The organism is Streptomyces radiopugnans (assembly GCF_900110735.1).
Taxonomy (GTDB): domain Bacteria; phylum Actinomycetota; class Actinomycetes; order Streptomycetales; family Streptomycetaceae; genus Streptomyces; species Streptomyces radiopugnans.
This window is the reverse complement of record NZ_FOET01000004.1, coordinates 261,358-287,207: the sequence shown is the minus strand read 5'-3', so window position 1 is coordinate 287,207 and position 25,850 is coordinate 261,358. Positions and strand designations below refer to the sequence as shown.

25 protein-coding genes and 1 riboswitch are annotated in these 25,850 nt (G+C 73.1%); of the genes, 16 read left to right on the top strand and 9 right to left on the bottom strand.

Annotated features, from left to right (window positions below):
* The first annotated feature begins 179 nt into the window (after positions 1-179).
* On the top strand, positions 180-587 hold the full coding sequence (locus tag BMY40_RS11505; RefSeq protein WP_177213966.1) for an SSI family serine proteinase inhibitor: 408 nt from the start codon (positions 180-182) through the stop codon (positions 585-587).
* Between the two features lie 111 nt (positions 588-698).
* Here the strand turns inward: BMY40_RS11505 and BMY40_RS28035 are convergent, their stop codons facing one another.
* The 4 genes from BMY40_RS28035 to BMY40_RS11490 form a co-directional block, all read right to left on the bottom strand.
* Complete coding sequence (locus tag BMY40_RS28035) at positions 699-860, bottom strand: hypothetical protein (RefSeq protein ID WP_177213965.1); 162 nt, start codon at positions 858-860, stop codon at positions 699-701.
* Positions 861-965: 105 nt separating this feature from the next.
* Positions 966-1,916 carry a cytochrome c oxidase assembly protein gene (locus tag BMY40_RS11500; RefSeq protein ID WP_093658312.1) on the bottom strand — a complete coding sequence of 317 codons (951 nt, stop codon included), beginning with the start codon at positions 1,914-1,916 and terminating at the stop codon, positions 966-968.
* 136 nt (positions 1,917-2,052) lie between these two features.
* Positions 2,053-2,781 (bottom strand): type 1 glutamine amidotransferase, encoded by a 729-nt coding sequence (locus BMY40_RS11495; protein WP_093658310.1) that lies wholly within the window; start codon positions 2,779-2,781, stop codon positions 2,053-2,055.
* 92 nt (positions 2,782-2,873) lie between these two features.
* Positions 2,874-4,112 carry a MurT ligase domain-containing protein gene (locus BMY40_RS11490; RefSeq protein ID WP_093658308.1) on the bottom strand — a complete coding sequence of 413 codons (1,239 nt, stop codon included), beginning with the start codon at positions 4,110-4,112 and terminating at the stop codon, positions 2,874-2,876.
* Between the two features lie 108 nt (positions 4,113-4,220).
* Between BMY40_RS11490 and def the strand changes: the two genes are divergently transcribed.
* Positions 4,221-4,751 (top strand): peptide deformylase, encoded by a 531-nt coding sequence (def, locus tag BMY40_RS11485; protein ID WP_093658306.1) that lies wholly within the window; start codon positions 4,221-4,223, stop codon positions 4,749-4,751.
* A 49-nt stretch (positions 4,752-4,800) separates the two neighbouring features.
* Here def and BMY40_RS11480 read toward each other — a convergent pair whose 3' ends face one another.
* Positions 4,801-5,442 carry a TetR/AcrR family transcriptional regulator gene (locus tag BMY40_RS11480; protein ID WP_093658304.1) on the bottom strand — a complete coding sequence of 214 codons (642 nt, stop codon included), beginning with the start codon at positions 5,440-5,442 and terminating at the stop codon, positions 4,801-4,803.
* A gap of 162 nt (positions 5,443-5,604) precedes the next feature.
* Between BMY40_RS11480 and BMY40_RS11475 the strand changes: the two genes are divergently transcribed.
* From BMY40_RS11475 to BMY40_RS11445, 7 genes are all read left to right on the top strand, one after another.
* Complete coding sequence (locus tag BMY40_RS11475) at positions 5,605-6,879, top strand: acyl-CoA dehydrogenase family protein (protein ID WP_093658302.1); 1,275 nt, start codon at positions 5,605-5,607, stop codon at positions 6,877-6,879.
* Between the two features lie 120 nt (positions 6,880-6,999).
* Positions 7,000-7,251 carry a hypothetical protein gene (locus BMY40_RS11470; RefSeq protein ID WP_093658300.1) on the top strand — a complete coding sequence of 84 codons (252 nt, stop codon included), beginning with the start codon at positions 7,000-7,002 and terminating at the stop codon, positions 7,249-7,251.
* Positions 7,252-7,271: 20 nt separating this feature from the next.
* On the top strand, positions 7,272-7,649 hold the full coding sequence (locus BMY40_RS11465; RefSeq protein WP_093658298.1) for a toxin Doc: 378 nt from the start codon (positions 7,272-7,274) through the stop codon (positions 7,647-7,649).
* A gap of 378 nt (positions 7,650-8,027) precedes the next feature.
* Positions 8,028-8,184, top strand: a riboswitch (cyclic di-AMP (ydaO/yuaA leader).
* A 3-nt stretch (positions 8,185-8,187) separates the two neighbouring features.
* Positions 8,188-8,661: a C40 family peptidase gene (locus BMY40_RS11460; protein ID WP_093658296.1), complete on the top strand. Its 474-nt coding sequence runs from the start codon at positions 8,188-8,190 to the stop codon at positions 8,659-8,661.
* Between the two features lie 129 nt (positions 8,662-8,790).
* A complete protein-coding gene (locus BMY40_RS11455) occupies positions 8,791-9,792 on the top strand; it encodes an NAD-dependent epimerase/dehydratase family protein (protein ID WP_093658294.1) in 1,002 nt (333 codons plus the stop codon).
* Positions 9,793-9,980: 188 nt separating this feature from the next.
* Positions 9,981-10,370: a hypothetical protein gene (locus tag BMY40_RS11450; RefSeq protein ID WP_093658292.1), complete on the top strand. Its 390-nt coding sequence runs from the start codon at positions 9,981-9,983 to the stop codon at positions 10,368-10,370.
* A 223-nt stretch (positions 10,371-10,593) separates the two neighbouring features.
* A complete protein-coding gene (locus tag BMY40_RS11445) occupies positions 10,594-12,009 on the top strand; it encodes an NADP-dependent succinic semialdehyde dehydrogenase (protein ID WP_093658290.1) in 1,416 nt (471 codons plus the stop codon).
* A gap of 125 nt (positions 12,010-12,134) precedes the next feature.
* Here the strand turns inward: BMY40_RS11445 and BMY40_RS11440 are convergent, their stop codons facing one another.
* The gene (locus tag BMY40_RS11440) at positions 12,135-12,560 is read right to left on the bottom strand and encodes an ATP-binding protein (protein WP_177213964.1); all 426 of its coding nucleotides are present in this window, start codon (positions 12,558-12,560) and stop codon (positions 12,135-12,137) included.
* Positions 12,561-12,956: 396 nt separating this feature from the next.
* Here BMY40_RS11440 and BMY40_RS11435 point away from each other — a divergent pair, with 396 nt between their 5' ends.
* Together BMY40_RS11435 and BMY40_RS11430 are read left to right on the top strand one after the other, a co-directional pair.
* Positions 12,957-13,814 carry a helix-turn-helix domain-containing protein gene (locus BMY40_RS11435; RefSeq protein WP_093658286.1) on the top strand — a complete coding sequence of 286 codons (858 nt, stop codon included), beginning with the start codon at positions 12,957-12,959 and terminating at the stop codon, positions 13,812-13,814.
* Between the two features lie 158 nt (positions 13,815-13,972).
* On the top strand, positions 13,973-15,196 hold the full coding sequence (locus BMY40_RS11430) for a hypothetical protein (protein ID WP_093658284.1): 1,224 nt from the start codon (positions 13,973-13,975) through the stop codon (positions 15,194-15,196).
* Between the two features lie 27 nt (positions 15,197-15,223).
* On the opposite strand, the gene BMY40_RS11425 is transcribed toward BMY40_RS11430, so the two are convergent.
* The gene (locus BMY40_RS11425; protein WP_093658282.1) at positions 15,224-16,255 is read right to left on the bottom strand and encodes a DNA topoisomerase IB; all 1,032 of its coding nucleotides are present in this window, start codon (positions 16,253-16,255) and stop codon (positions 15,224-15,226) included.
* 197 nt (positions 16,256-16,452) lie between these two features.
* Between BMY40_RS11425 and BMY40_RS11420 the strand changes: the two genes are divergently transcribed.
* Positions 16,453-17,532 (top strand): glutamate--cysteine ligase, encoded by a 1,080-nt coding sequence (locus tag BMY40_RS11420; RefSeq protein WP_093658280.1) that lies wholly within the window; start codon positions 16,453-16,455, stop codon positions 17,530-17,532.
* Positions 17,533-17,557: 25 nt separating this feature from the next.
* Here BMY40_RS11420 and BMY40_RS11415 read toward each other — a convergent pair whose 3' ends face one another.
* The gene (locus BMY40_RS11415) at positions 17,558-18,010 is read right to left on the bottom strand and encodes a hypothetical protein (protein ID WP_093658278.1); all 453 of its coding nucleotides are present in this window, start codon (positions 18,008-18,010) and stop codon (positions 17,558-17,560) included.
* Positions 18,011-18,232: 222 nt separating this feature from the next.
* On the opposite strand from BMY40_RS11415, the gene BMY40_RS11410 reads away from it, so the two are divergent.
* From BMY40_RS11410 to BMY40_RS11395, 4 genes are all read left to right on the top strand, one after another.
* A complete protein-coding gene (locus BMY40_RS11410; RefSeq protein ID WP_245770015.1) occupies positions 18,233-18,871 on the top strand; it encodes a hypothetical protein in 639 nt (212 codons plus the stop codon).
* A 220-nt stretch (positions 18,872-19,091) separates the two neighbouring features.
* Positions 19,092-20,735 carry a catalase gene (locus BMY40_RS11405; RefSeq protein ID WP_245770014.1) on the top strand — a complete coding sequence of 548 codons (1,644 nt, stop codon included), beginning with the start codon at positions 19,092-19,094 and terminating at the stop codon, positions 20,733-20,735.
* A gap of 124 nt (positions 20,736-20,859) precedes the next feature.
* Entirely contained in the window at positions 20,860-21,132 is a 273-nt protein-coding gene (locus BMY40_RS11400; protein ID WP_093658275.1) for a DUF4235 domain-containing protein, read from the top strand.
* Between the two features lie 365 nt (positions 21,133-21,497).
* The gene (locus tag BMY40_RS11395) at positions 21,498-24,698 is read left to right on the top strand and encodes a glycosyl hydrolase 115 family protein (protein ID WP_093658273.1); all 3,201 of its coding nucleotides are present in this window, start codon (positions 21,498-21,500) and stop codon (positions 24,696-24,698) included.
* A 77-nt stretch (positions 24,699-24,775) separates the two neighbouring features.
* On the opposite strand, the gene BMY40_RS28565 is transcribed toward BMY40_RS11395, so the two are convergent.
* Positions 24,776-25,756 carry a DUF2637 domain-containing protein gene (locus BMY40_RS28565; RefSeq protein ID WP_245770013.1) on the bottom strand — a complete coding sequence of 327 codons (981 nt, stop codon included), beginning with the start codon at positions 25,754-25,756 and terminating at the stop codon, positions 24,776-24,778.
* Between the last annotated feature and the right edge of the window lie 94 nt (positions 25,757-25,850).

Below are 25,850 nucleotides of genomic sequence, written 5' to 3'. Positions count from 1 at the left end.
TGTCGTCCGTGCCGGGGGAGCGGCTCGGGCGCGGGAGACCGGACGGTGGGACCGCGGGCCCCGGCCGGGGGAGCGGTGTCCGCCGGCCGGGTGAAGGGCCGGGCGAGGTTCCTTGCCCGGGATGCTCCGCCACGGTGGTCTTGGGCGCGCAATCGTGCCCTGCCCCCCTGGAGGCCAGCATGTTCCCGCGCCCCCGCACCACCGTCGTCGCCGCCGCTGCCGCCGCCGCGCTCCTGGCTCCGGCGTCCGCCGCCCTCGCCGAGGCCCCCGGGCCCGAGCCGGCCCGCGGCGAGGTCTTCCTGACCGTCTCCGACGCCGAGGACACCTGGACGCGGGGCGTGATGCTGGTCTGCCCGGACGGCGGTGGCGGCCCCCACCCCCGCGCCGCCGAGGCCTGCCGCGACATCGACCGGTCCGGGGGCGAACTGCGCAGGCTCTCCGACCGCCGGAGCGACTGCACCAACGAGCACAGGCCCGTGGTGGCCGAGGCCACGGGCACCTGGCGGGGGAGCCGGATCCACTGGCGCTCGGAGTTCCCCAACGCCTGCGACCTCCTCAGGCAGACCGGGGCGGTGTTCGACTTCTGAGCCCGTGAGCCGGTGAGCCAGGAGGGGCGTGTGGGTTCCGGCGCGGACGCCGTCCGCGCCGGAACCCACACGCCCCTCCTGACGGGCCGGGCGTCCGTTTCGCGGAGCGGCTCACCGCCCCCGCGACGTCGTCGCCACGCCCAGGGTCACCAGTCCCAGCACCACCCACGCGAACCACAGCCAGCCGCTGCCGCCCAGTGCCACCGAGTAGGCGGTCACCAGCACCAGGGCGGCCACCGTGGTGATGGTCATGGCCTTCGCCGTCTCCGGCATCGCTCACACCTTCCTCCCGAGTCGGTCGGAGCGGGGCCGCCGGCCGCCGCGGCCGTCACACGGCCGCGGCCCGGGCCCCGTCCTGTCCGGCCTCGGCCCGGCGCACTACTGGCCGCGGGCCTGCAACGACGCCAGGTAGGCGTTGTACGCGGTCAGGTCCTGGTCGCCGTTGCGGTCAGCGGCCCGGTCGTCGCGCCGAGCCTGCCGCTGTTCTGAGAAGTACCACTGGAAGACGAGTGCAATCAGCACGATGACCGTGGGAATCTCGCTGAACGCCCAGGCGATGCCGCCCGCGGCGTTCTGGTCGGCCAGCGCGGTGACCCCGAGCGAGGCGGGCGGGTTCGCGTACGCCTGGACCATCGGTTCGCCGGCCATCATCAGCGCGATGCCGAAGAAGGCGTGGAAGGGCATGCCCGCGAACAGTTCCAGCATCCGCATCACATAGCCGGGGCGGTGCGGCCCCGGGTCCACGCCCATGATCGGCCAGAAGAAGACCAGCCCGACCGCCAGGAAGTGCACCATCATCCCGATGTGCCCGGCCTTCGACTCCATCAGGAAGTCGAACAGCGGCGTGAAGTACAGCGCGTACAGGCTCGCGATGAACATCGGGATGGTGAACCCCGGGTGCGTGACCACCCGCATGTAACGGCTGTGCAGCACCGCCACCAGGATCTCGCGCGGTCCCCTGCGGCCGCGTCCGGCGGCCGGGAGCGCGCGGAGCGCCAGCGTCACGGGGGCGCCCAGCAGCACCAGGATCGGCGACAGCATGCTGATCACCATGTGCTGCACCATGTGCACGCTGAACAGCACCATGCCGTAGTCGTTGAGCCTGGTGCACATCACCAGCGCGACCGTCAGCACGCCCAGCGCGAAGGAGACCGTGCGGCTGGTCTGCCAGGTGTCGCCGCGCTGCCGCAGCCGCAGAACGCCCCAGCCGTAGAGCACCAGCGCCAGCAGGCAGCTCACCAGGAAGAACGGCTCGGGGGAGAACTCCAGGCCGCGTCCGAGAGTGAACGGCGGGAGATCCGCCATCGTGCCGTGTCCGTCGTGGTCCATCCGCAGCTCTCCCGATTCGTGCCGATCCGCTCGGACCAGAGTAGGACCGCCCCCGGCCGGGGTTCCGGCCGGGGGCGGTCCCGATCCGGCCCGGACGGGCGCCGTACGGGGGCGGCCCCTGCCCGGGCGGGGGCCGTCAGGCGGGCTGGGTGGCCGCCGCGATCCGCTCGGCGCGCAGCGCCTCGTACCACCGGTCGTCCACCGGCGGCAGCGCGTTCACGTCCAGCGCCAGCTTGAGCAGCAGGTCCGCGATCTGCGGGTTCCTGGCCAGCACCGGACCGTGCATGTAGGTGCCGAAGACGGTGTCGTTCCAGGCGCCCTCGGTGCCGTCGCCGGTCCCGTTGCCCCGGCCCAGCCGCACCCGGGCCAGCGGCCGCGCGGTCGGGCCCAGGTGCGTGATGCCCTGGTGGTTCTCGAAACCCGTCAGCTGGGGCAGGCCCAGCCGCTCGTCCATGTCGGCCAGCACGTCGCCGACGCACCGCTCGCCCTCGCCGCGGGTGCTGGTGACGTCCAGCAGGCCCAGGCCCGGCTCGCGCTGCCCGAGGTCGTTGATGAACTCGTGCCCCAGGATCTGGTAGCCGGCGCACACCGAGAAGACGATGGCGCCGTTGTCCACGGCCCGGTTCAGCCCGCCGTCGCGGCGCAGCCGCTCGGCCGCCAGCCGCTGCGGCCGGTCCTCGCCGCCGCCGACCAGGTAGATGTCCCCGGAGGTGGGGATCGGCTGGTCGGAGCGGACGTCGATCCGCTGCACGCCCAGCCTGCGCTGCCGCGCACGCCGCTCCACCACCAGTACGTTGCCCTGGTCGCCGTAGGTGCTCAGCAGGTCCGGGTAGACCCACACCACGCGCAGGCCGCTCTCACTCATGCTCGCTCGCATCCTCGCCGTGTCTTCGGCGTCTCTGGCATCTCTGGCGTCTTCGGCCGTCTCGCCCCGGCCGTGGTCCGAAGGGCCCGGGATCAGTTGCCGACGATGCGGCGCAGGTCCTGGAAGGCGGTGTAGTTGGCGATCGCCTCGATCCGGCCGGGCGGGCACTGCCGTACCGCCTCGGCGGCGTTCTCGCAGACCTGGAAGTCGACCCCCGCGACCTCCAGCCGGACCGCCAGGTCCAGCTTGCGGTCGCCGATCACGCAGATGGGGTGCCCGGCCAGCCGGGAGTAGTCCACGTCCCACAGCCAGGAGGTGTCGGTGCCGTCCGCGCCGCGCGCGTTGACCGACAGGATCACGGGCGCCGGCGGGCCGTCGATCAGGGAGAAGGTCTCCAGCCAGCCGGCCGGGTTCTTCGCCAGCAGCAGCCGGATCTCACGGCCCTGGAAGGACACCACGTCGTAGCGGCCGGCCACCGCGGTCACCGAGTACATCCGCTCCAGCGCCGTCTGGGGCGGCACCCCGAAGGCGGCGGCGACGGCCGCGGAGGTGGTGGCGTTGGCCTTGTTGGCCCGGCCGGGGAGCTGGAGGTGGATCGGCCAGGCCGACCCGTGCGGGTCCAGCACGTGGTCGCCCGACAGGGCCCAGCTCGGGGTGGGGCGGCGGAAGCCGCACTCGCCGCAGAACCAGTCGTCCCCGGGGCGCTGCATCACGCCGCCGCAGGCCGGGCAGGACCAGGCGTCGTCCTTCCACTCCTGGCCCGCGGCCACCCACACCACGTTGGGGGAGGAGGAGGCGGCCCACACCACCAGCGGATCGTCGGCGTTCGCCACGATCACGGCCTTGGAGCCGGACAGGCCCTCGCGCCAGCGCTCGGCGAGCATCCGGGTCTCGGCGGCGCGGTCGAGCTGGTCGCGGGAGAGGTTGAGCAGGGCGATCGCCTTGGGGGTCACGTCGCGGGCGACCGCGGCGAGGTACTTCTCGTCCACCTCGATGACGCCGTAGCGCGCGTCGCCGCTCCCGGCGAGCGCCGCGGTGATGCCCGCGGGCATGTTGGCGCCCAGCGCGTTGGAGACGACCGGACCGGCGGCCCGCAGGGCCTCGGCGATCAGCCGGGTCGTCGTGGTCTTGCCGTTGGTCGCCGACACCAGGACGACGTCCAGGTTCTGGGCGAGCTTGGCCAGCAGGTCGGGGTCGAGTTTGAGCGCCACCCGTCCGCCGATCACCGACCCGCTGCCACGGCCCGCGGCCCGTGACACCGCCGCGGCTGCCTTGCCCGCCGTCACGGCCAGTTTGGCCCGCGGCGGCAGCGGCTCCGTGTTGCCTGCCATCGTCCTTGTCCCTCCTTGCCCCTGGGTCGGGGATCAGCCTACCGAGGTCCGCTCCCGGCCCCGAACCGCGCCACCCCTGGATGATCAACACGGCGTAGGGTGACACCCATGCACCGCGGCGCCATTCCCGGAAGTTCCGGTTCCGTCCATCCCCTGCGGCTGTCGGCCGATCCGGCCCTGCGCACGCGCTGCGCGGAGGCGGTGTCCTTCGGCGCGGAGCTGGACCGCCTGGTGGAGGACCTGTTCGCGTCGATGTACGCCGCCCGCGGCGTGGGGCTGGCGGCCAACCAGATCGGCGTCCTCTCGCGGGTGTTCGTCTACGACTGCCCCGACGACGAGGACCGCCGCCACCTGGGTCATGTGGTCAACCCGCGCCTGGTGGAGACCGGCGGCGTCATCGTACGCGGTCCGGAGAGCTGTCTGTCCCTGCCCGGTGCGGAGGCCGCCGTGGAGCGCCACGACCGCGCCGTGGTGGAGGGGTACGACAGGACGGGGGCGCCGGTGCGGATCGAGGGGACCGGCTTCTTCGCCCGCTGCCTTCAGCACGAGTGCGACCACCTCGACGGGGCCGTGTACACCGACCGCCTCACGGGGCTGCGCCGCCGCCGGGCGCTGCGCGCGGTGCGCCGGGCTCCGTAGTCCGGGCCGCCCCGCGGGCGCTGCGGCGGGCACGCCCGCGGGGCGGTGCTCACAGACCCGGGCCGCCGGCCAGGTCCTCCGCCGTGGCCAGGCCTCCCCACAGCAGGTCGGCCAGGTGCCGCACCAGCCGTTCCCGTGGGCAGGGCCTCTCGCCCAGCCACCAGTCGCCCGCCGCGTGCATCATGCCGACGATCCCGTGCCCCCACACCCGGGCCCGCTCCTCGCGGTCGGCGCCGAGGTCGACGCGTTCGGCGATCACCGTGGCCAGTTCCTCGCCGAGCCTGCGCAGCAGCGGGGCCGAGTACTGGCCGACGTCGAAGCCGCGCTCGCCCCCGGGCTCCTCGGCCGGGTGCATCAGGAAGCGGTAGACCTGTGGCCTGGCCTCGATGGCGGCCAGGTACGTGTCGAGCGCGGCCTCCACGCGCTCGCGCCGGTCGGTGGGGGCGTCCAGGGCGGCCCGCAGCGCGTCCACCAGGGCGTCGGTGTGCCGCACCGCCAGGGCTCGGTAGAGCCCGCCCTTGTCGCCGAAGTGCCGGTAGAGGATGGGCTTGGTGATGCCGGCCTCGGCGGCGATGGCGTTCATCGAGGCGCCCGGGCCGTCGCGCAGCACCACGCGCTCGGCGGCCTCCAGGAGTTCCCGGCGGCGGCGCTCGGTGGCGCTGCGCTGGTCCTCCCGATGTGTGGTCTCCATGTTCCTCGGCCTCCCCGAGCCTGCTGTGACGCCTCGCTGCCGCCTGAGCGCAACGTAACACCCGCGGGGCGCGGGGGAGGGCGCCGACGGTGGGAGGTTGACATCGCACTGGCCGGTAACATATTCACGTTACCGCTAGTAACAACGGATGGAGGGGCTTCCATGGCGGAGTTCGCACTCGACCTCAACGACGACCAGAAGGCCGTACGGGAATGGATCCACGGCTTCGCGGCCGACGTCATGCGCCCCGCCGCCGCGGAGTGGGACGAGCGCGAGGAGACGCCCTGGCCCATCATCCAGGAGGCGGCCAAGATCGGCCTGTACTCGCTCGACTTCTACGCCCAGCAGTACTTCGACCCCACCGGTCTGAGCATCCCCATGGTCATGGAGGAGCTGTTCTGGGGCGACGCGGGCATCGGCCTGTCGATCGTCGGCACCGCGCTGGCCGCCGTCGGCGTGCTCGCCAACGGGACCGAGGAGCAGATCGGCACCTGGATCCCCCAGATGTACGGCGACGCGAACGACGTGAAGGTCGCCGCCTTCTGCTCCTCCGAGCCGGACGCCGGATCGGACGTCTCGGCCATGCGCACCCGCGCGGTCTACGACGAGGCCAAGGACGAGTGGGTGCTCAACGGCACCAAGACCTGGGCCACCAACGGCGGCATCGCCAACGTCCACGTCGTCGTCGCCGTCGTCGACCCCGAACTCGGCTCCAGGGGGCACGCCTCCTTCGTGATCCCGCCGAACACCCCCGGCCTGTCCCAGGGGCAGAAGTTCAAGAAGCACGGCATCCGCGCCTCCCACACCGCCGAGGTGGTGCTCGAGGACGTCCGCGTGCCCGGCCACTGCCTGCTGGGCGGCAAGGACAAGCTCGACGAGCGCCTCGCCCGCGCCCGTGAGCGGGCGAAGGAGGCGAAGAAGGGCGGCGAGCGAAGCGAGATGGGGGTCCCCCCGGCCGGAGGCCGGGGGAGGGTGAAGAACGCCGCGATGGCCACCTTCGAGGCCTCCCGCCCCGCCGTGGGCGCCCAGGCCGTCGGCATCGCCCGCGCCGCCTACGAGGTCGCCCTGGACTACGCCAAGACCCGTGTGCAGTTCGGCCGCCCGATCATCGACAACCAGGGCATCGCCTTCCAGCTCGCCGACATGCGCACCCGCATCGACGCCGCCCGGCTGCTGGTCTGGCGGGCCTCGTGGATGGCGGCGGCGGGCAGGCCCTTCGAGGGCGCCGAGGGGTCGATGTCCAAGCTGTTCGCCGGCGAGACCGCCAAGAGCGTCACGGCCCAGGCGATGCAGATCCTCGGCGGCAACGGCTTCACCCGGGAGTACCCGGTGGAGCGCATGCACCGGGACGCCGCGATCTACTCGATCTTCGAGGGCACCAGCGAGATCCAGCGCCTGGTCATCGCCCGCACCGTCTCGGGCGTGCACGTCCGCTGACCTCCCGCCCCGCCCGGCGGGCCGCCGGTCCCACGGCCGGCCCGCCCGGCGGGTACCGGGCGGCCACCGCTTCGGCCTGCGGTGATTGCCGCACCGGTACCGGCGCAGTACCGTTGGGGCATGTCGGCTCTGAACGTGGACTTCAGCGACCAGGAGCTCCAGGACCTGCGGGAGATCGCCCGGGAGCGCGGGATGACGATGAAGGCACTGGTGCGCGAGGCCACCGCCGCCGACATCGCGCGCCACCGGGCTCTGAAGGAGGCTGCCGAGGTCTTCCGCCGCTTCTTCTCCGACCCCGCCGCCGAGCAGGCGTTCGCCGACGCGTTCCCCGACGACGAGCCCCGCGGGGGAGCCCCGGGCCGGGCCGCCTGAAGCGGGGGCCGGGCCGAACCGTGACACCCGTCGTCCACATAGACGTGCCCTGGCTGCTGCAGCGGCACGAGGAGGTCCTCCCGGACCAGCCGGCGATCTCCGACTTCTCCGCCCTCGTCGCGGCCGTCGCCCGCCACCGGGTCGACCCGCCGCGGCTGGGGACCGATCCGGACCCGGCCTGGCGCGCCGCGGCCCTGCTGCACACGCTGGTGCTGCTCAGGCCCCTGCCCGCCGGGAACGCGCGGTTCGCCTGCGCCACCGCCGTCGCCTACATGCACGCCTCCGGCGAGGGCATCGACGCCCCCTACGGCGCCCTGGTGGACCTGGCCCGGGAGATCCTCTCCGGCGCGGCGGACGTCTTCACCGCCGCCGACCGCATCCGCTCCTGGCGCATCTGACGCCCCCTCCACGGCGGTCCGCAGCCCCCGCCCGGCCTGCAGGCCGCTTCGCGACCCGCCGCGTTCACCCGACACGACCGCAGCCATTCGGGCTGATCCGGGTGACATGCCGAACCGGCCCGCGAACCGGCCGCCAGGCCGTCGGCGCATGTCCGGGAGGGCCCAACACCCGCTGCCGGCAGGCCTCTTCACACGCCGGCCGGTCAGCCCCCGGAACGGGCGCCTCTGCCGGCGGGCCGACAGTGAGCATGTTCACAAAACGCCTTCGATCGACCGATCGGGAGCTTTTCTGACGCACTATCCGTAGAAGACCGCAAGTCCCCGCTGAAGGGCGGGGCCGCCCGGACGGACGCCCAATCCTGCCGCCGCCCGGGTGAGAAACGGACCATGACGAGACGGCAGGAGCGGGAGACCCGAGCAAGGCGGGCCGCGCACGACGCGGCCCTTGGGGTGAAGCCACGCGGCGCGTGGCCGGGCAACTTCGCCAGCCCGAACCCGACAGGTCATCTTTCGCAGGCGTATGACGAAGGGTTCACTCATGTCTGCGCACGCACGCATACCGGGTCCGCTGTCCCGGGCGGGCATCACCACCGCCGTCACCGCCGCCACCCTGGCGGGAACGGTACTCATCCCGTCCGCCGCACCCGAGGCCGAGGCGGCCACCCCCGCGAGCAAGGCGCTCAAGGTCGCGGCCTCCAAGAAGGGCGCGCCCTACAGCTACGGCGCCGCCGGCCCCAACCGGTTCGACTGCTCGGGACTCACCCAGTACTCGTACAAGAAGGCGGGCAAGAAGCTGCCGCGCACCGCGGCGGCCCAGTACAACCGCTCGAAGAAGGTCTCCGCCAAGTCGCGCAAGAAGGGCGACCTGGTCTTCTTCCACTCGGGCGGCAGTGTCTACCACGTCGGCATCTACGCCGGCGAGGGACGGATCTGGCACTCCCCGAAGCCGGGCAAGACCGTCCGCAAGGAGAGGATCTGGACCAAGAGCGTGCGCTACGGGCGCGTGAGGTGACACGGCGGCACCCCAGCCGGACCGGGCCGGGCCCCACAAGGGCCCGGCCCGGTCCGGTTCGGCTCCTGGCGATTACGCCACGGGCGTGAAGCCGTTCCGCCCGGCCGCGCCGGCGGGCACGCTCGGCCCATGAGACTTCTGGTGCTGGGCGGAACGGAGTTCGTCGGCCGGGCGGCCGCGGAGGAGGCGCTGGCGCGCGGCTGGGAGGTGACGGTCTTCAACCGGGGGCGCCACGACCCGCCGCCCGGCGCCGCCGCGCTGCGGGGCGACCGCACGGCCGACGGCGGGCTCGCCGCCCTTGAGGAGGCGGCCGGCGGCTGGGACATCGTGGTCGACACCTGGTCCGGCGCGCCCGCCGCCGTCCGCGACGCCGCGGCCGTGCTGGCGCCACGGGCGGGGCACTACGCCTATGTCTCCAGCCGCTCGGTGTACGCCTACCCGCCCCCGGCCGGCCTGGACGAGACGGGCCCGCTCGTCGACGCCTCGCCCGGCGACGGCGACGGCGCCGACTACGCCAGGGCCAAACGGGGAGGTGAGATGGCCGTCGAGGCGGCCTTCGGCGACCGGGGCCTGCTGGTGCGGGCGGGACTGATCCTGGGCCCGTACGAGAACATCGGCCGGCTGCCGTGGTGGCTGCTGCGCATCGCCCGGGGCGGCGAGGTCCTGGCGCCAGGCCCCCGCGACCTGCCCCTGCAGTACGTGGACGCGCGCGATCTCGCGATCTGGACGCTGGACGCCGCCGAGCGCGGACTGGGCGGCCCGTACAACCTGGTGAGCCCGCCCGGCCACGCCACCATGGAGGAGTTGCTGGAGAGCTGTGTGCGGGCCACCGGTTCCGGCGCCGTGCTGCGGTGGACCGACCCGGAGCGGATCCTCGCGGCGGGGGTCGGGCCGTGGACGGACCTGCCGGTGTGGACTCCGCCGGGCGAGTTCCACGACGCCATGCACCGGGGCGACGTCTCCCGGGCCGTCGCGGCGGGACTGCGCTGCCGTCCCGTGGAGCGGACCGTGGCCGACACCTGGGCCTGGCTGTGCGGCCTGGGCGGTGAGCCGCCCCTTCGCCCCGACCGCCCCCGGGTCGGGCTGGCGCCCGAGAAGGAGGCGGAGGTCCTCCGCGCGATGGGGAGTTGATCCCCACGACCGTGATCTTCGCCGTTGCGTGAGGGGAGTCCGCCGTGGTGCCACGCCGGGCGGAGCAGGTACCGGACGCCGGGTGGGCGGCGCTCGCGGTGGCCGGCGCCGGCGGCGAAGGCACCGGCGGACGGCCGTGTGCCGGAACGGCCTGTGACCATCGCCCGCACCGGGGTACAGGTGGGGCTATGAGCACTGAACAGACCGGACAGACCAAGGAAGGGGCGTGCCTCGTCGAGATCGAGCTGCCCCACTGCACCGCTTCGAACGCGGCGGCCGTCTTCGCCGTCCTGAGGTCGGCGTTCCCCGAGTCGCCCGAACTGGGCAACGGCGGGGGCGGGGCCGGGACGGACGGCGAGCAGCGCAAGTTCTGGGTGGGCACGGTCGACGTCCGCACACACGGCGAGGTGGAGTGCACCCTGGAGCTCGGGGAGCCGGTCGAGGCGGACCTCAGCGGCGGCCCCGACGCGGTACGGCAGGTCCAGGAAGCTCTCGCGGGCTTCTACGACGTGACGGCCGAGCCCCGGATCTCGGGTGACCAGGAGGTGGAGGTGCGGCTGAAGCTCGCCCAGCGCTGACCGGCCCGCGGCGGCGCCGGCCGGTCCGCGGCCCTTCGGCGCGGCACGCCCCCCGAACCGCGCCCGTCCTCCCGCCGGGGCGTGCCGGCCGCCGACTGAGACCGCCGCGGGCGGGTACGCGCCCCCGCGAACGGAAGCGAGCGAGGACGAGCGGGAGCGGCGGGCAGCCGCCGGCCGTACCGGCCGGCGGCCGGCACCGTCCCCACCACCCCGGGAGGGACCCATGCCCATCTCGACCACCAACCCGGCCACCGGCGAGACCCTGCAGACCTTCGAGGCCCTGGGCGCGGAGGAGATCGAGGAGCGGCTGGAGCGCGCCCGCGCCGCCTTCGAGGAGTACCGCACCACCGGTTTCGCCGAACGCGCCGAACTGCTGCACCGGGCGGCCGACCTGCTGGAGAAGGAGCGGGACGACATCGCCCGCACCCTGACCACCGAGATGGGCAAGCCCCTCACCGCGGCCCGCGCCGAGGCCGCCAAGTGCGTGAAGGCGATGCGCTGGTACGCCGAGCACGCCGGGGAACTGCTGGCCGACGAGCACCCCTCCCCGGCGGACGTCGAGGACAGCGGCGGCAGCACCGCGTACGTGCGCTACCGCCCGCTGGGCCCGGTCCTGGCGGTGATGCCGTGGAACTTCCCGCTGTGGCAGGTGATCCGCTTCGCGGCCCCCGCACTGATGGCGGGCAACACCGGCCTGCTCAAGCACGCCTCGAACGTGCCGCGGACCGCGCTGTACCTGGAGGACCTCTTCCGCCGCGCCGGCTACCCGCGAGGCTGCTTCCAGACCCTGCTGATCGGCTCCGGCGCGGTGGAGGGCGTCCTGCGCGACGACCGTGTGGCCGCCGCGACGCTCACCGGCAGCGAACCCGCCGGGCGCTCGGTGGCCGCGGTCGCCGGCGACGAGATCAAGAAGACGGTTCTGGAGCTGGGCGGCAGCGACCCCTACCTCGTCCTGCCCTCGGCGGACGTGGCGAAGGCGGCCGAGGTCGCGGTGACCGCGCGGACCCAGAACAACGGCCAGTCCTGCATCGCGGCCAAGCGCTTCATCGTGCACCGGGAGGTGTACGAGGAGTTCACCCGGCTGTTCGTGGACGGCATGAAGGCCCTGAAGGTGGGCGACCCGATGGACGAGTCCACCCAGGTCGGGCCGCTGGCCAGTGAGAGGGGCCGGGCCGACCTGGAGGAGCTGGTCGAGGACGCCCGCGAGCGCGGCGCCACCGTGCTGTGCGGCGGGCGGCGGCCCGCTGCCCACCCGGCAGGCTGGTTCTACGAGCCCACCGTCCTCGCGGACGTCACGCCCGGGATGCGCGTCCACCGCGAGGAGACCTTCGGCCCGGTGGCGACCCTCTACCGGGCGGCGGACCTGGACGAGGCGATCGAGGTGGCCAACGACACCCCCTTCGGCCTGAGCTCCAACGTCTGGACCCGCGACCGGGAGGAGCAGGACCGCTGTGTGCGCGACCTGCGGGCGGGCGGCGTCTACTTCAACGGCATGACCGCCTCGCACCCGGCGATGCCCTTCGGCGGGACCAAGCGCTCGGGCTACGGCCGGGAGCTGTCGGGACACGGCATCCGCGAGTTCTGCAACGTCACCACGGTCTGGCACGGCACGCCCCCGGACGTGCCCACCGCCGAGTGACGCGCGGCGGCGTGCGACGCGAGGCCCGGCGACGGCGTGCTACGGGCGGTGACGCCAGGTGGCGGCGGCCGCAGTGGCGGGTGGTGCGGTGGCGGGGGAGGGGCGGTGCGCGACGGAGGGGCCCGTCACACCTCGTCCAGCCTCAGCTCCGCCCACACGACGCGTCCCCGCGCCTGGGCCGCGGGTATGTCCCCCCAGGAGTCCGCGAGGGCGTCGACGAGCTGGAGACCGCGCCCGCTGGTCGCCTCCGGGCCCGCCGAGCGGGCCGCGAGGCCGGGTGCGCCGGTGCCCTGGTCGCGCACCTCTATGCGCAGCCGCCGGTCGCCGTGCTGGAGGAGGCAGGCGATCCTGTCGCTGACGGTGTGGACCACGGCGTTGGTGACGAACTCGGACACGACCAGCTGCGCCGTGTCGACCACGCTCTGTGGACAGTGCCAGCGGTGCAGCCACTCCGCGAGCAGATGCCGGGCCACGCACACGGAGGAGCGCTGGGCGGGCACTTCGAACTCCGCCCGTTGCCGCGATCGCTGGGGGTGGACTGCCGGCAGCATGGGTGCCATGTGCGCTGAGCGGGGGAGAAGAGCCATCAGTGGCTCGCCTTTCGTACGCCGGTGGGCGTCGTCGGGGCCGGTGCGCCGCTGGGTCCGTACGAGGGACCGGTGCCCGGGAACGCCCGCTGACCGGTCACCGCGTCCAGTGCGTCACGGTGGGGAGGGGCGGCGAGGGCACGGGGCCCGCTTGAGGGGTGGGAGGGCCCGTGCACCGGGGCGGTTCGACGCCGGTGTGACCGCGTCGTGAACTGGATCACCCGGCTACTATGCTCATCGGTGTCCGCAAAAGGCAAGAAGAGTTCTGCAAATTGCAAGATTTAAATGACAGCCTGGCTGTGTCGCCGAGGTCGTGGCACACTGCTCTGCCGGTGAGGCGCGAGCGGAGAGGGAGAGACCATGGGCGAGTCCCGGTCGGCACCGACCGTGGGGCAGATCGTCCTGGGGCTGCGCCTGCGTGACCTGCGGGAGCGCGCCGGGAAGTCCTTCGAGGAAGCCGCCCGGGTCCTGAGCGTCACCACATCCACGGTCCGCCGCATGGAGAAGGCCGAGGTGGGCCTGCGCCCGCTCTACGTCAAGGCGCTGCTGGAGAGCTACGGCATCGGGGCGGAAGAGGTCGACGCCTTCCTCGCGCTGGTGGAGAAGGCCAACAGACCGGGCTGGTGGCACCGCTTCCGCAGCGTCCTGCCGGACTGGTTCAGCCTCTACGTCAGCCTGGAGAGCGAAGCCGACCTCATCCGCTCCTACGAGCCCCACTGCGTCCCCGGCCTGCTCCAGACCGAGGACTACGCCCGTGCCCTGCTGCGGACCGGCTTCCCCCGCGCGGACGAGGAAGAGCTCGACCGGCGGGTCGCGCTGCGCATGGGGCGGCAGCAGCTCCTGGCCAAGCCCGACGCTCCGCGCCTGTGGGCGGTGCTGGACGAGCAGGTGCTGCGCAGGCCGGTCGGCGGCGCCGGCGTCATGAGGGCCCAGATCGACCGCCTGGTCGAGGTCTGCGCCAGGCCCGAGATCAGTCTGCAGATCATGCCCTTCAGCGCGGGGCCCCACCCGGGGATGTTCGGTCCCTTCCAGCTCTTCCGGTTCAGCTATCCGGAGCTGCCGGACATCGTCTACACCGAGAGCCTGACCGGTGCCGTCTACATCGACGAGCGCCCCGAGGTCACCACCTACCTGGAAGCCCTCGACCGCATGGTCACCCAGGCCCTGCCGGTCCAGGACACCGAGCGGAAGCTCCTCGAACTGCGCGACGCCTTCTGAGGCCCGCCCCTCCCGCCTCCGGTGTGGCCGACGTCACACGGCTGCCGCCCTCTTCCGTACAACCGTTGTGCGGGCGGTGTGCGGACATGTAGGAATGGCTCTTTCTGATGATCGTTTCACGTCGACGCGTGATCGGAAGAGATGGGGAAGAGCACGTCATGCCTGCCCAGCCGCCGGCCCCCGAGAGCGAAGCGAACGAACCGGAGGGCAGACGACCGGACACGGCCGACGAGGCGTGGGAGCGCTTCGTCGCCGAGTGCGAGAGCCCGGCCGGCTCCGCCCCCAGGGAGCCTTCCGCCCGGGCGCGGATGGTGACCGAACGTCTGCGGAGGGCCGACGGGGAAGCCGCCCGGAGGCAGCGGACCCGGCGCTGGGGCAGGAAGCGGCAGCCCGAACCGTGGCAGCCCGAGGGCTGGCGCACCGGCCCCGCCTGGCAGGAGATGGAAGGCGGCAGGCGCGCACGCGGCGGGCGGCCGGGCCGGGCCGGCATGGCGCTCGGCGCCGGTGTGACCGCGCTGGCCCTGCTCTACGCGCTCGATCCGGCACTCGTGCGCTCCTGGCTGCCCGGCGGAGCCGGCGGCACCGGGCCGGACGCCCCCCTGCCCGCGGAGACCGCCGCGCCCACCACCGGGCCGGAGGAGGAGTTCCTCCCGGACCACCCCACGGTCGAGCGGCCGTTCGCCGGCTCGCCCGCCAAGCGGTGGGCCCGGGGCGCGGACGCCATCGAGGTGCCGGAGACCACCGCGGTCGGCGGTGTGCCGGCCGCCGAGATCCGGGCCGCCCTGGAGCGGACCAAGAGGTTCCTGGTCGCCTCCAACCTCGACCGCGACGTGCTGTACGGCGCCGAGCCGGCCGAGGCCCTGGCCCTGCTGGACCCGCTGATGGGGAAGTCCGTCGACCGGATCAGGAAGTCCCTGGACAAGCCCACCGAGAAGGACGACCCCACCTGGCTGTTCACCCGCTTCGACCGGGACGAGGTCCGCCTCGCCGGCGAGACGGTCAAGGTCCGCGGCCGGATGGAGGTGACCGAGAACGATCAGGGGGTGCCGCGCATCCGCGCCGACTACACCTTCGTCTACCCCCTGGTCCGCGCGGCGGGAGGCGAGGATGTCGCCCGCGCCGTCGTACGCCGCGTACTCGACGTCGACGTGCTGCACGGGCCGCGGTGGAAGCACACCGAGGGCACGCTGTGGATGTACGGCCACAACGCCGACATCGCCAACGACACCTGCGACGAGCACGACGGCTTCATCCACCCGCAGTTCGTCGCCGACCGGCACGCCGGCCCCGCCACGGGCCCGGAGAGGGACCCCTACGACCGCAGCAGGCCGGTGGAGGAGTGGACCGGGAAGGGAGAGTGCCTGACGGCCTCGCGCACCTGAGCCCCTCCCGCGCCTGGCCGTCCGGCCTCAGCCCCGGGGAGGGCGGCCGGTGCGCAGCATCCGCAGCACGGCCTCCTCGATCGCCCCCTGGGTCGCGGGAACCCCGAAGGCGGCCCGGTCCCCGAGCCGGTGCAGGACCGGGGCGATGGTGACCCCCTCCTCGTACAGTTCGACCACCCGCGGGTTGACATACGAGGCGCGGCACACCGCCGGGGTGTTGCCCAGGTACTCGGAGACCTCCTTGACGGCGCGGGCGACCGCACGGCGGCGGGCGGCCTCGCTCCGGTCGGCGAACCGCGAGACGGCCAGGGCGACGGACGCCAGCACGGTGGCGTGCCAGGTGCGGAAGTCCTTGGCGGTGATGTCCACACCGCCCAGATCCTTCAGATAGGTGTTGAGGTCCTCGCCCGTCACCTCGCGCCACACCGGCCGCTCCCAGTAGGCCAGCAGCCTCTCGCCGCCCCCGCGGCGGCGCTTGAGGGCGCGCACCGCCCGGAACGTCGCGGGGTCCGCCACGGCGCGCACCACCTCCCGGCCGTGCTTGCCGGTGTAGGTGAAGGTCACCTCGCCGCCCGCGCAGTCGGCGTGCTCGCGCAGCAGGGTGGTCAGGCCGTAGGAGTTGTTCAGTTCCGCGTAGCGCTCGCCTCCGATGCGGAAGAATCCCAGGTCCAGCAGGCGGACCGCGGTGCCCAGCACCCGCTCCCGGGTCAGCCCGCGCTCGTCCAGGTGCGCCCCGATCGTCTCGCGGATGCGGGGCAGCGCCTCGGCGGCCTCCAGCACGTGCTCGTGCTTGGCCTTCTCCTGCTCCGCCCGGAACCGCGGGTGGTACAGGTACTGGCGGCGTCCGGCGGCGTCGGTGCCGACGGCCTGCAGGTGGCCGTTGGGCCTGGGGCAGATCCACACGTCCTTCCAGGCCGGCGGGATGACCAGGGACCTGATCCGCTCGAGTTCCGCCGGGTCGCGCAGCGGCCGGCCCTCGGCGTCGAGGTAGCGGAAGCCGCGGCCGTGGCGCCTGCGGGTGTAGCCGGGATCGCCGGGCCGGGTGTGGCGCAGACGCAAGCTCTCCTCCCTGGCCTCTGTCCTGCGGCCGGCGTACGGCCGCGCGGGCGGTGCGCCGGTGGGATGGTGCTTGTTCCCCCTTCCGGCCCTTTCATGACCCGTTCGCCCGGCCCGGCCGTGCGGCCGAACCGCGGCGCGTACTTGCGCCCGGCCGGGGAATTCGCTGGATCGGACGACCGCCTGAGGAGGCTGTGGCGATGAGAAGCGTCGGTGTCGAGGAAGAACTGCTCCTGGTGAGCGCGGACAGTGGTGAGCCGCAGGCCGTCTCGGGAGCGGTGCTGGCCTCCGTGGGCGAGGACGAGGAACTGGAGAAGGAGCTCCAGGAGGAGCAGTTGGAGACCGGGACCCGCCCGCGTACGCAGATGGTGGACCTGGCCGTGGAAGTGCGCCGGTGGCGCGGCGCGGCGTCGCAGCGGGCGCGCGCGGTCGGGGCGGAGGTCGCGGCACTGGCCACCTCGCCGCTGGCGGTCGACCCCTCGCTCAGCCCCGGCGAACGCTACCGGCGGATGGCCCAGGAGTACGGGCTGACCGCCCAGGAGCAGCTCACCTGCGGACTCCACGTCCACGTGGGCGTGGAGTCCGACGAGGAGGGGGTCGCCGTCCTGGACCGGATCCGGCCGTGGCTGGCCCCGCTGCTGGCGATGAGCGCCAACTCCCCCTTCTGGCAGGGCGAGGACAGCGGGTACGCCAGTTACCGCAACCGGGTGTGGGGCCGGTGGCCGTCGGCGGGGCCGGTGGAGGTCTTCGGCTCGGCCGGGAAATACCGCGAGCGGGTGCGTTCGATGATCGGGACGGGGGCGCTGCTGGACGAGGGGATGATCTACTTCGACGCCCGGCTGGCGCGGAACTACCCCACGGTCGAGGTGCGGGTCGCCGACGTGTGCCTCGACGCCCGCGACACGGTGCTGCTCGCGGCGCTGGTCCGCGCACTGGTGGAGACCGCGGCCCGTCAGTGGCGCGCGGACGAACCGCCCGCGCCGGTGGACGTCGGCCTGCTGCGCCTGGCGGCGTGGCGGGCGGGCCGCTCCGGGCTCTCCGGGGAGCTGGTGCACCCGGTGACCTTCGAGCCCGCGCCCGCGGAGAGCGTCGTGGGCGCCCTGCTCGACCACACCGCCCCGGCCCTGTCGGACGCCGGCGACCTGGCCCTGGCCAAGGAGGGGGTCGAGGACCTCTTCAGGCGCGGCAACGGCGCCGCCGCCCAGCGTGCCGTCTTCGAGGAGACGGGCGGCGACCTGAGCGCCGTCGTGGCCGAAGCGGTGCGCAGGACCGTGGCCTGAACCGAGCCCCGCCCGCGGGCGGGGCTCAGCGATCGGCCGTGTCCTTGACCATCGCCGCGGCCAGCACCTTCTGCTTGAGCCGGGCCACGCAGTCCTCGCACGCGGAGAACACGGTCGTCCTCCCGCGGTAGCCGACCTCCGCGAGAGGGTTCAGCGGCACGTCGCCCCGCCCGCACCACAGCCAGCAGACGGAGCCCCGCCCGGTGGGGGAGGGGCTCCGCACCTGCTCCTCGAGCCGGCTGATGCAGTCCTCGCAGGCGTACAGCGGGGCGTGGGTGCCCCAGGAGACCACCGGTCCGAGCCAGGTCACCGCCGTGCCGCTGCGCAGGCACCACAGCCAGCAGTCGCCGACGACCCAGGCGCACCCGCCGTCCTCCGCCTGTCCCGGCACACCCGCGGGCGGACTTGCGGGCGGTCCGGGGGGCGAGACGCCGGGCGAGGCGCCGTACTCCCGGCCGGTGTCCGTCTCGGTGTGCACGGGGCGCCTCCTCTCCGCACGGGGGAGCGGCCGTCCGCTCTGCGGCCCCCCGTCATGCGTACCCCGGATCGGGCGGCGGGGACAGCGGAACTCCGGCCAGCCTCGCGGGCGCGCCCCCCGGGCTTCCGGTGGCGGCCGGAGTGCGGGAACCGGGCCCGCCCACCTGCGCGTCCACTGGTCGCGGCCGTCGACCGGACGGCCTTGGACAGGGGGTACACCACTGTGTTTCGGACATCTCGGGGAAGACTGCGCCGGGCGGCGATCACCGCGGCGGTCGCCGTGGCGGCGCTGACCGCCTGCCAGCCGGAGGACCTGCCGGCGGACGACGCCCCGTCGTCCGCGATCCCGGACGCGTCGGCGGTCGCCTCCCCGAGCGCGTCGCGGCCGGCCGTGCCGGGCGGCGAGCGGTCCCTGGTGGACGCGGCGGAGGCGGGGGGCCTGCGCAAGCACACCGGAGACGGCGCCGTCACGGACGTACCGGTCGACCCGGGCGAGATGCGGGAGGGCATGCGGCTGGTCGTCAGCCACTTCGCCGACCCGGAAGGCGGCGACCCGATCCTCTTCGAGGGCGTCGACAACGTCCCCGAGGACACGAGCAAGCGCCGCGAACACCTCTTCCGCGGCATGCTGGAGTACATCGAGTGGGACCCGGAGCTGGGGCAGCCCCAGGCGCAGCCGGTGGCCGACCCCGGACCGCTGGGCGGCTCGGTGGAGTGCCTGACGGCCTCCCTGGCCGAGAACGGCCAGGTGATCTGCGGCTGGGCGGACGAGAGCACCGCCGCAGTGGCGCTGTTCCCCGACAGCACCTCCGACGAGGCCGGGAAGCTGTTCGTCGCCATGCGCGGCGATCTGGAGCGCTGACCCCGGACGCCGGCACCCGGCACGGAGGCCCGCCCGCGCGCCGGTTCGCCGCTCTCCCCACGGGGTGCGGCGGACCGGCGCCTTCCGTCCGCGGGCTCCTCGCGGCGCACCGATGGCCGATGCGAAGGTACGAATGGGGTGGATCGGGGTACAGGCACACGCGCACGGCGGATTCCGGACGCCTCCGCCGCGTGAACCCCCGTTCGAAGGAGACCAGTACGTGACCGAGACAGCCAGGCAGCGCGACGACCGTCCGGTGCTCACGAACCGGCAGGGCCACCCGATCCACGACAACCAGAACCAGCGCACGGTCGGCGCCCGGGGTCCCGCCACGCTGGAGAACTACCACTTCCTGGAGAAGATCAGCCACTTCGACCGCGAGCGCATCCCCGAGCGGGTGGTGCACGCGCGCGGCGTGACGGCCTTCGGCTACTTCGAGGCGTACGGCTCCTGGGGGGACGAGCCCATCGCGCAGTACACCCGCGCCAAGCTGTTCCAGGAGCGGGGCAAGCGCACCGACGTGGCCGTCCGCTTCTCCACGGTCATCGGCGGACGCGACTCCTCCGAGGCGGCCCGCGACCCGCGCGGCTTCGCGGTGAAGTTCTACACCGAGGAGGGCAACTGGGACCTCGTCGGCAACAACCTCGGCGTCTTCTTCATCCGGGACGCCATCAAGTTCCCCGACGTCATCCACTCCCTCAAGCCCGACCCGGTGACCTTCGAGCAGCGGCCCGAGCGGATCTTCGACTTCATGTCGCAGACGCCCGAGTCCATGCACATGCTGGTCAACCTCTTCAGCCCGCGCGGCATCCCCGCCGACTACCGTCACATGCAGGGCTTCGGGGTCAACACCTACAAGTGGGAGAACTCCGACGGCCGCACCATGCTGGTCAAGTACCACTGGATGCCCAAGCAGGGCGTGCGCTCCATGACCGAGGAGGACGCCGCGAACGTCCAGGCCGACAGCCTCGGCCACGCCACCAAGGACCTGTACGAGGCCGTCGAGCGGGGCGAGTACCCCGAGTGGGAACTCCTGGTGCAGATGATGGAGGACCACGAGCACCCGGAGCTGGACTTCGACCCGCTGGACGACACCAAGACCTGGCCGGAGCAGGAGTTCCCGCCCAAGCCGGTGGGCCGCATGGTCCTGAACCGGATGCCGGACGACTTCTTCACCCAGAACGAGCAGATCGCCTTCGGTACCGGAGTGCTGGTCGACGGCCTGGACTTCTCCGACGACAAGATGCTGGTCGGCCGCACCTTCTCCTACAGCGACACCCAGCGCTACCGGGTGGGCCCCAACTACCTCCAGCTGCCGGTGAACCGGGCCAAGGCCCCGGTCCACACCAACCAGAACGGCGGCCCCATGGCCTACGAGGTCGACCCCCGGGGCGAGAACCGGCACGTCAACTACGAGCCGTCCACCCTGGGCGGGCTCCGGGAGGCGGAGGGTCCGGGCTACGGCGAGCAGGGGCCGGAGCTCCGCGGCAGGCTGACCCGCAGCCGCATCCCGCGGACCAACGACTACCTGCAGGCCGGGCAGCGCTACCTGCTGATGGATGACTGGGAGCGCGACGACCTGGTCGCCAACTTCACCAACCAGCTCAAGCAGTGCCCCAGGCACATCCAGGAGCGGATGGTGTGGCACTTCCTGCTCGTGGAGAACGACCTCGGAGTGCGGGTGGGCGAGGGGCTCGGCATCTCCCCGCAGGACGTGGCGGACCTGGAGCCGCTGCCGAACCAGCAGCTCACCGACGAGGACCGCGAGCGCCTGGCGAACCTCGGCAAGAACCCGCCGCGGGACGTCGAGGGCCTGACGATGACCCACTGCGTCCCGGACGAGCGGCACGTGGTGACCCGCTGACCGGCGGGTACGGCGGGTACGCCGTGTGGCGGGGCGTGTGCGGGGAATCCGGGGGAAGACTCCGGAACGCCTCCCTGCGGGGCGTCCCGGAACAGTCCCGCAGATCCGGTAGGAGAGCCAGGTCATGAAGAAGAGGAAGCAGAAGCTGGTGTACAGGCCGGTGGGGTTCGCGCTCGGCACCGTGGGCGGCCTGATCGCGAGCACAGCCTTCAAGAAGGCCTGGAAGGCGATCAGCGACGAGGACGACGCCCCCGACCCCGGCGACGAGGACCGCGGGCTGGGCGAGATCCTGCTGGCCGCCGCGATCCAGGGCGTGATCTTCTCGGTGGTCAGGGCCGCGGTGGACCGCGGCGGTGCCGTCGCCGTCCGCAAGATGACGGGCACCTGGCCGGGCTGAGCCCGGCGGCCGCCCGGTGGGCGGCGCACCACGGTGGGGTCGTACGGGTTGACCGTACGGCCCCGCCGCCGTGTGCGGAGCCGTACTGACACGCGGTGGCGGGGCCGCCTGTAGGACGTGCCGGCGCGCCGGAGCCACCGTCGCGTCGGCGAAAATTTCCGGAACAGCAGACGGCCCTCTCCTGTGGTTCTGTCCCTGAACCGCCCTTGCTCGCATGGAACTTCCGCGGCACAGAGCCTTGACCCGGACATGCCTCGATGATTTCCTTTCCGGAACCATTCCGGAAAGATCAGCGTGCAATTTCCCTCCGGTCCCCTCCGTTCCCCTCCAGTCCTCTCCCGTCCATGACCTGCGGAGATCGAGCAATGAGAAGGCCCAACACCGGTCCACAGGCTCCCGAGAACGCCAGCCGGCGGACGTTCCTCGGGTTGATACCGCTGACCGCGGCCGCCGCCTCCGTACCCGCCGCCGTCGCAGCCCCGGCCGCCGCCGCGGACCGGGGCAGGGGCGGCGGGCACACCGAAGACTCCGGCACCTACATCTCCTTCTCCCGCCGCGGCGGGAGCTTCCCCCTCGTCGCGGACGGCCGCGCCGCGCCGATCGTGGTCAGCGGCGGCGACCACCCGGGCGTACTGCGGGCGGCGGAGGACCTGCGCAAGGACATCGGGCGCGTCACCGGCGTCGAGCCGGCCCTCAAGCGGGGCGACGCCCCGCCGCGGCGCGCCGAGGTCGTGATCGTCGGCACCATCGGGAAGAGCCCGCTGATCGACCGGCTCGTCGCGGCGGGGAAGCTGGACGCCTCGGGCATCGCGGGGAAGTGGGAGACCACCGTCGAGCAGGTGGTGGAGGACCCGGTGCCGGGGGTGCGCCGCGCCTTCGTCATCGCCGGCAGCGACCAGCGCGGCACCATCTTCGGCATCTACGAGACCACCCGCCAGATGGGCGTGTCCCCCTGGCACTTCTGGGACGACGTACCGCCGCGCCGCCACGGCGAGCTGCACGTGCTGCCCGGCCGCCACACCCAGGGCACTCCGGCCGTGAAGTACCGCGGCTTCTTCATCAACGACGAGAACCCGGCACTCGGCACCTGGGCGCCGGAGTACTTCGGCCCCGGCCGCGCCCCCGGCTTCCCGAACGGCTTCAACAAGGAGTTCCACGCCAAGGTCTTCGAGACCATGCTCCGGCTCAAGGCCAACTACCTGTGGCCGGCCGTGTGGGGCCGGGCCTTCGCCGAGGACGACCCGGCCAACCACGCCACGGCCAAGGAGTACGGCATCGTGATGGGCACCTCGCACGAGGCCCCCATGATGCGCGGCATCGAGGAGTGGAACCGCCACGCCACCCCCGCCAGGCGTGACGCCGAGGGCAACATCACCGAGCCCGGCAGCGACCCCTACGGCGGCACCGGAGAGTGGAGCTTCCGCCGCAACCGGCAGGCGATCGAGGCGTACTGGGCCGACGGCATCCGCCGCATGGTCGAGGAGGACTTCGAGGGCGTGGTCACCCTCGGCATGCGCGGCAACGGCGACGTCAGCCTGCCCGACGGCGACGGCATCGACCTGATGCAGTCCATCCTCGACAGCCAGCGCGGGATCCTGGCCGAGGTCACCGGGAAGGAGGACGTCACCGGCATCCCGCAGGTGCAGACCCTCTACAAGGAGGTCCAGCGCTACTGGGACAAGGGCCTGCGCCCGCCGGAGGACGTCACCGTCGTCTTCTGCGACGACAACTGGGGCAACATGCGCAAGCTCCCGGACCAGTCGCTCCCCGAGCGCGCCGGCGGCTACGGCATGTACTACCACTTCGACTACGTCGGGGTCGGCCGCAACTACAAGTGGGTCGACACCGTCAACCTTGTCAGCACCTGGGAGCAGCTCCATCTGACCTACACCTACGGCGTGGACCGCCTGTGGGTGGTCAACGTGGGCGATCTGAAGGCCGAGGAACTGCCCACCCAGTTCTTCCTCGACTACGCCTGGGCTCCGGAGCGCTGGCCCCTGGAGCGCCTCCACGAGTGGGGGCGCGGCTACGTCGCGCAGAGCTTCGGCCCCGAGCACGCCGACGAGATCGCCGCGATCCTGCACACCTACGGCGTCCTGCAGGCCCGCCGCAAGCCCGAGCTGCTCAACCGCCGCATCACCCTCGACCCCGCCAAGGACCTGTCGAAGGACGAGGAGGCGGTGGTCTACGACGACCAGGCCAGCCCCTACCACCTCAACCACTACGGCGAGATGGCACGGGTCACCGAGGAGTGGCGCAGGCTCGCCAGGCGTGCGGAGAAGGCCGGCCGCCGGCTCCCGAAGGAGGACCAGGACGCCTACTACCAGCTCGTGCTCTACCAGGTGAAGGCCACCGCAAACCTCTACGAGCTGCGCGAGGCGCAGTTCACCAACATCCTCTACGCCGAGCAGGGCCGCGCCGCCGCCAACCGCTACGCCGACCTCACCGACGAGCGATTCGCCGACGACCAGGCGATGTCGGACTACTACAACAACATCCTGGCCGGCGGGAAGTGGAAGGGCTTCCAGACCCAGCCGAAGATCGGCTACGGCGACGTGGAGCGCTACGGGCCCGACGCGCCCTGGCAGCAGCCCCAGACACCCGACCACGTCGCCCTGCCCGACGAGGTCTTCCCGGCGGTCAGGCGTATCGAACCGCCCGACCGCGCCGAGATGGGCGTGGGCATCGACGGATCCGACCTGTGGTGGCCCGAGGCGGACGGGGAGGCGGTGCTGCCGGCCTTCAGCCCGTACCAGAACTACCCCGAGCAGTACATCGAGGTCTTCAACCGCGGCAGCAGGCCCTTCGACTACCGCATCACCGCGGCCGAGCCCTGGGTGAGGGTCACCCGCGCGCGCGGGCGGGTCGAGGAGCAGGTGCGCGCCACCGTGCGGGTCGACTGGAAGAGGGCCCCCAAGGGCGTCACCAGGGTGCCCATCACCGTCCACGGCCCCGGCGGCACCACCGTGGAGGTCCAGGCCGTCGTCGAGAACCACCGGATGCCGCGGCGGGGGCCGCGGGGCTTCGTCGAGGCGGACGGGCACGTGTCCATGGAGGCCGCGCACTACTCCCGGGCCGTCGGCACCGGGGGCGTCCACTGGAGGCGCCTGCCCGACATCGGGCGGGCCGAGGACGGGATGGAGCCCTACCCCGTCACCGCGCCCAGCCGGGAACCCGGCGGCCACGGGCCGCGCCTGGAGTACGAGATGACGCTCACCACGGCCGGCGAGGTCGATGTCTGGGTCCACCTGGCGCCGCGCAACAACGTCCTGCCGACGAAGGGCCTGCGGTACGCCGTCTCGATCGACGACGCCGAACCGCGGACGGTCGACGTCACCGCCGCCACCGGCGCCGACGACACCTACATGAACAAGCGGTGGGCGAGGAACACCTCCGACAACGTCAACCGCACCGTCACCCGGCACACGGTCGGCCGACCGGGCGTCCACGTCCTGAAGCTGTGGATGGTCGACCCCACGGTCGTCGTGCACCGGATCGTCGTGGACACCGGCGGTCTGCGGCCGAGCTACCTGGGACCGCCGGAGAGCCGGCGGGCCGGCCGCTGACGGGCGGCGCCGCACCATGACGAGCCGGCCGGGCGCTCCCCTCGGGGGAGGCCCGGCCGGCTCCGTTCCCGCCCGCCTCAGCGGCCCGGCCCGGGGCGCCCTTCCGGAGAAGGACGCCCCGGGCCGTCCCCGCGGTAGCCGGTCCGCATTCGGGGGAGCGGACCACGCTGGGGCAGCGGTGCGGGCCGGCGGGGCAGGGCGTGCCGGGGCTGGGTGAGGGTGATCTGCCCCACCAACTGGTGGAAGCAGGCCAGGGCGGTGATCGGGGGGAGGCCCGCGGCCGCCACCCCGGTCAGGGTCTTGGGGGCATGGGCCACGCACAGGACCACCGCCACCGCCGAGAAGAGGATCACCACCGCCCAGGAGTGCCGGACCCGGCGCCGCAGCACGGTGGCGCGCAGGATCGACAGGGAGCCGGCGAGCCAGGGCCCGTACACCAGCAGGGGCCACCACCGCGCCAGGTCGGCGGGCACGGCGGGCCCGGCCAGCAGGCGCAGGGGGTCGTAGGAGACCAGTCCGCCCAGCACGCTGACCATGGCCACGATGCCGGCGGTCAGTGCCGCCACGGCGTAGCTGAACACGTGCAGCAGCGACAGCTCCGGCCGCTGGGGCGTCCGGCGCCTGCGGCGGTGGCGGCGTTCGGCGGCCGAACGCCCCGACCGGCGGGCGGGAGCGGTGCTGTCACCGGGGTGCCCCGCCGCTTCGGCGTCCCCGGCGCCGAAGCGGCGCAGCACCCGGGTGGCCTCGTCCACGGCCGGCTCCGGCCCGGTGTGCGCCGCCCCCCGGGGCTGTTCGGCGGACTGGGCCCGGGCATGGGCCGGATCGTGCTCCCGGCCGTGGGGCCGGGGCGGGGCGTGACCGGAGTCCTGGAGCAGCTTGGCGAGTTCGGCCTCGAAGTCCCAGGACGGATCGAGGACGTCCACGTCGGGCGGGGCGGGGGCTCTCTGCTCCGGTACGAACCACGGGTCGAACTCCGGGTGGACACCGGTGCGGTGCCAGTCGGGGTCCGGACCCGGGGGCGTGCCGTACGGATCGAAGTGCGGGCCCTGGTCACTCACGGCAGCCCGATCCGGGGAGGCGGGCCGCGGATGTGGGAAACGGATCTGGTGGAGTCACGTCCACAACAACGAAGGCCGGACCCGACCGGATGAC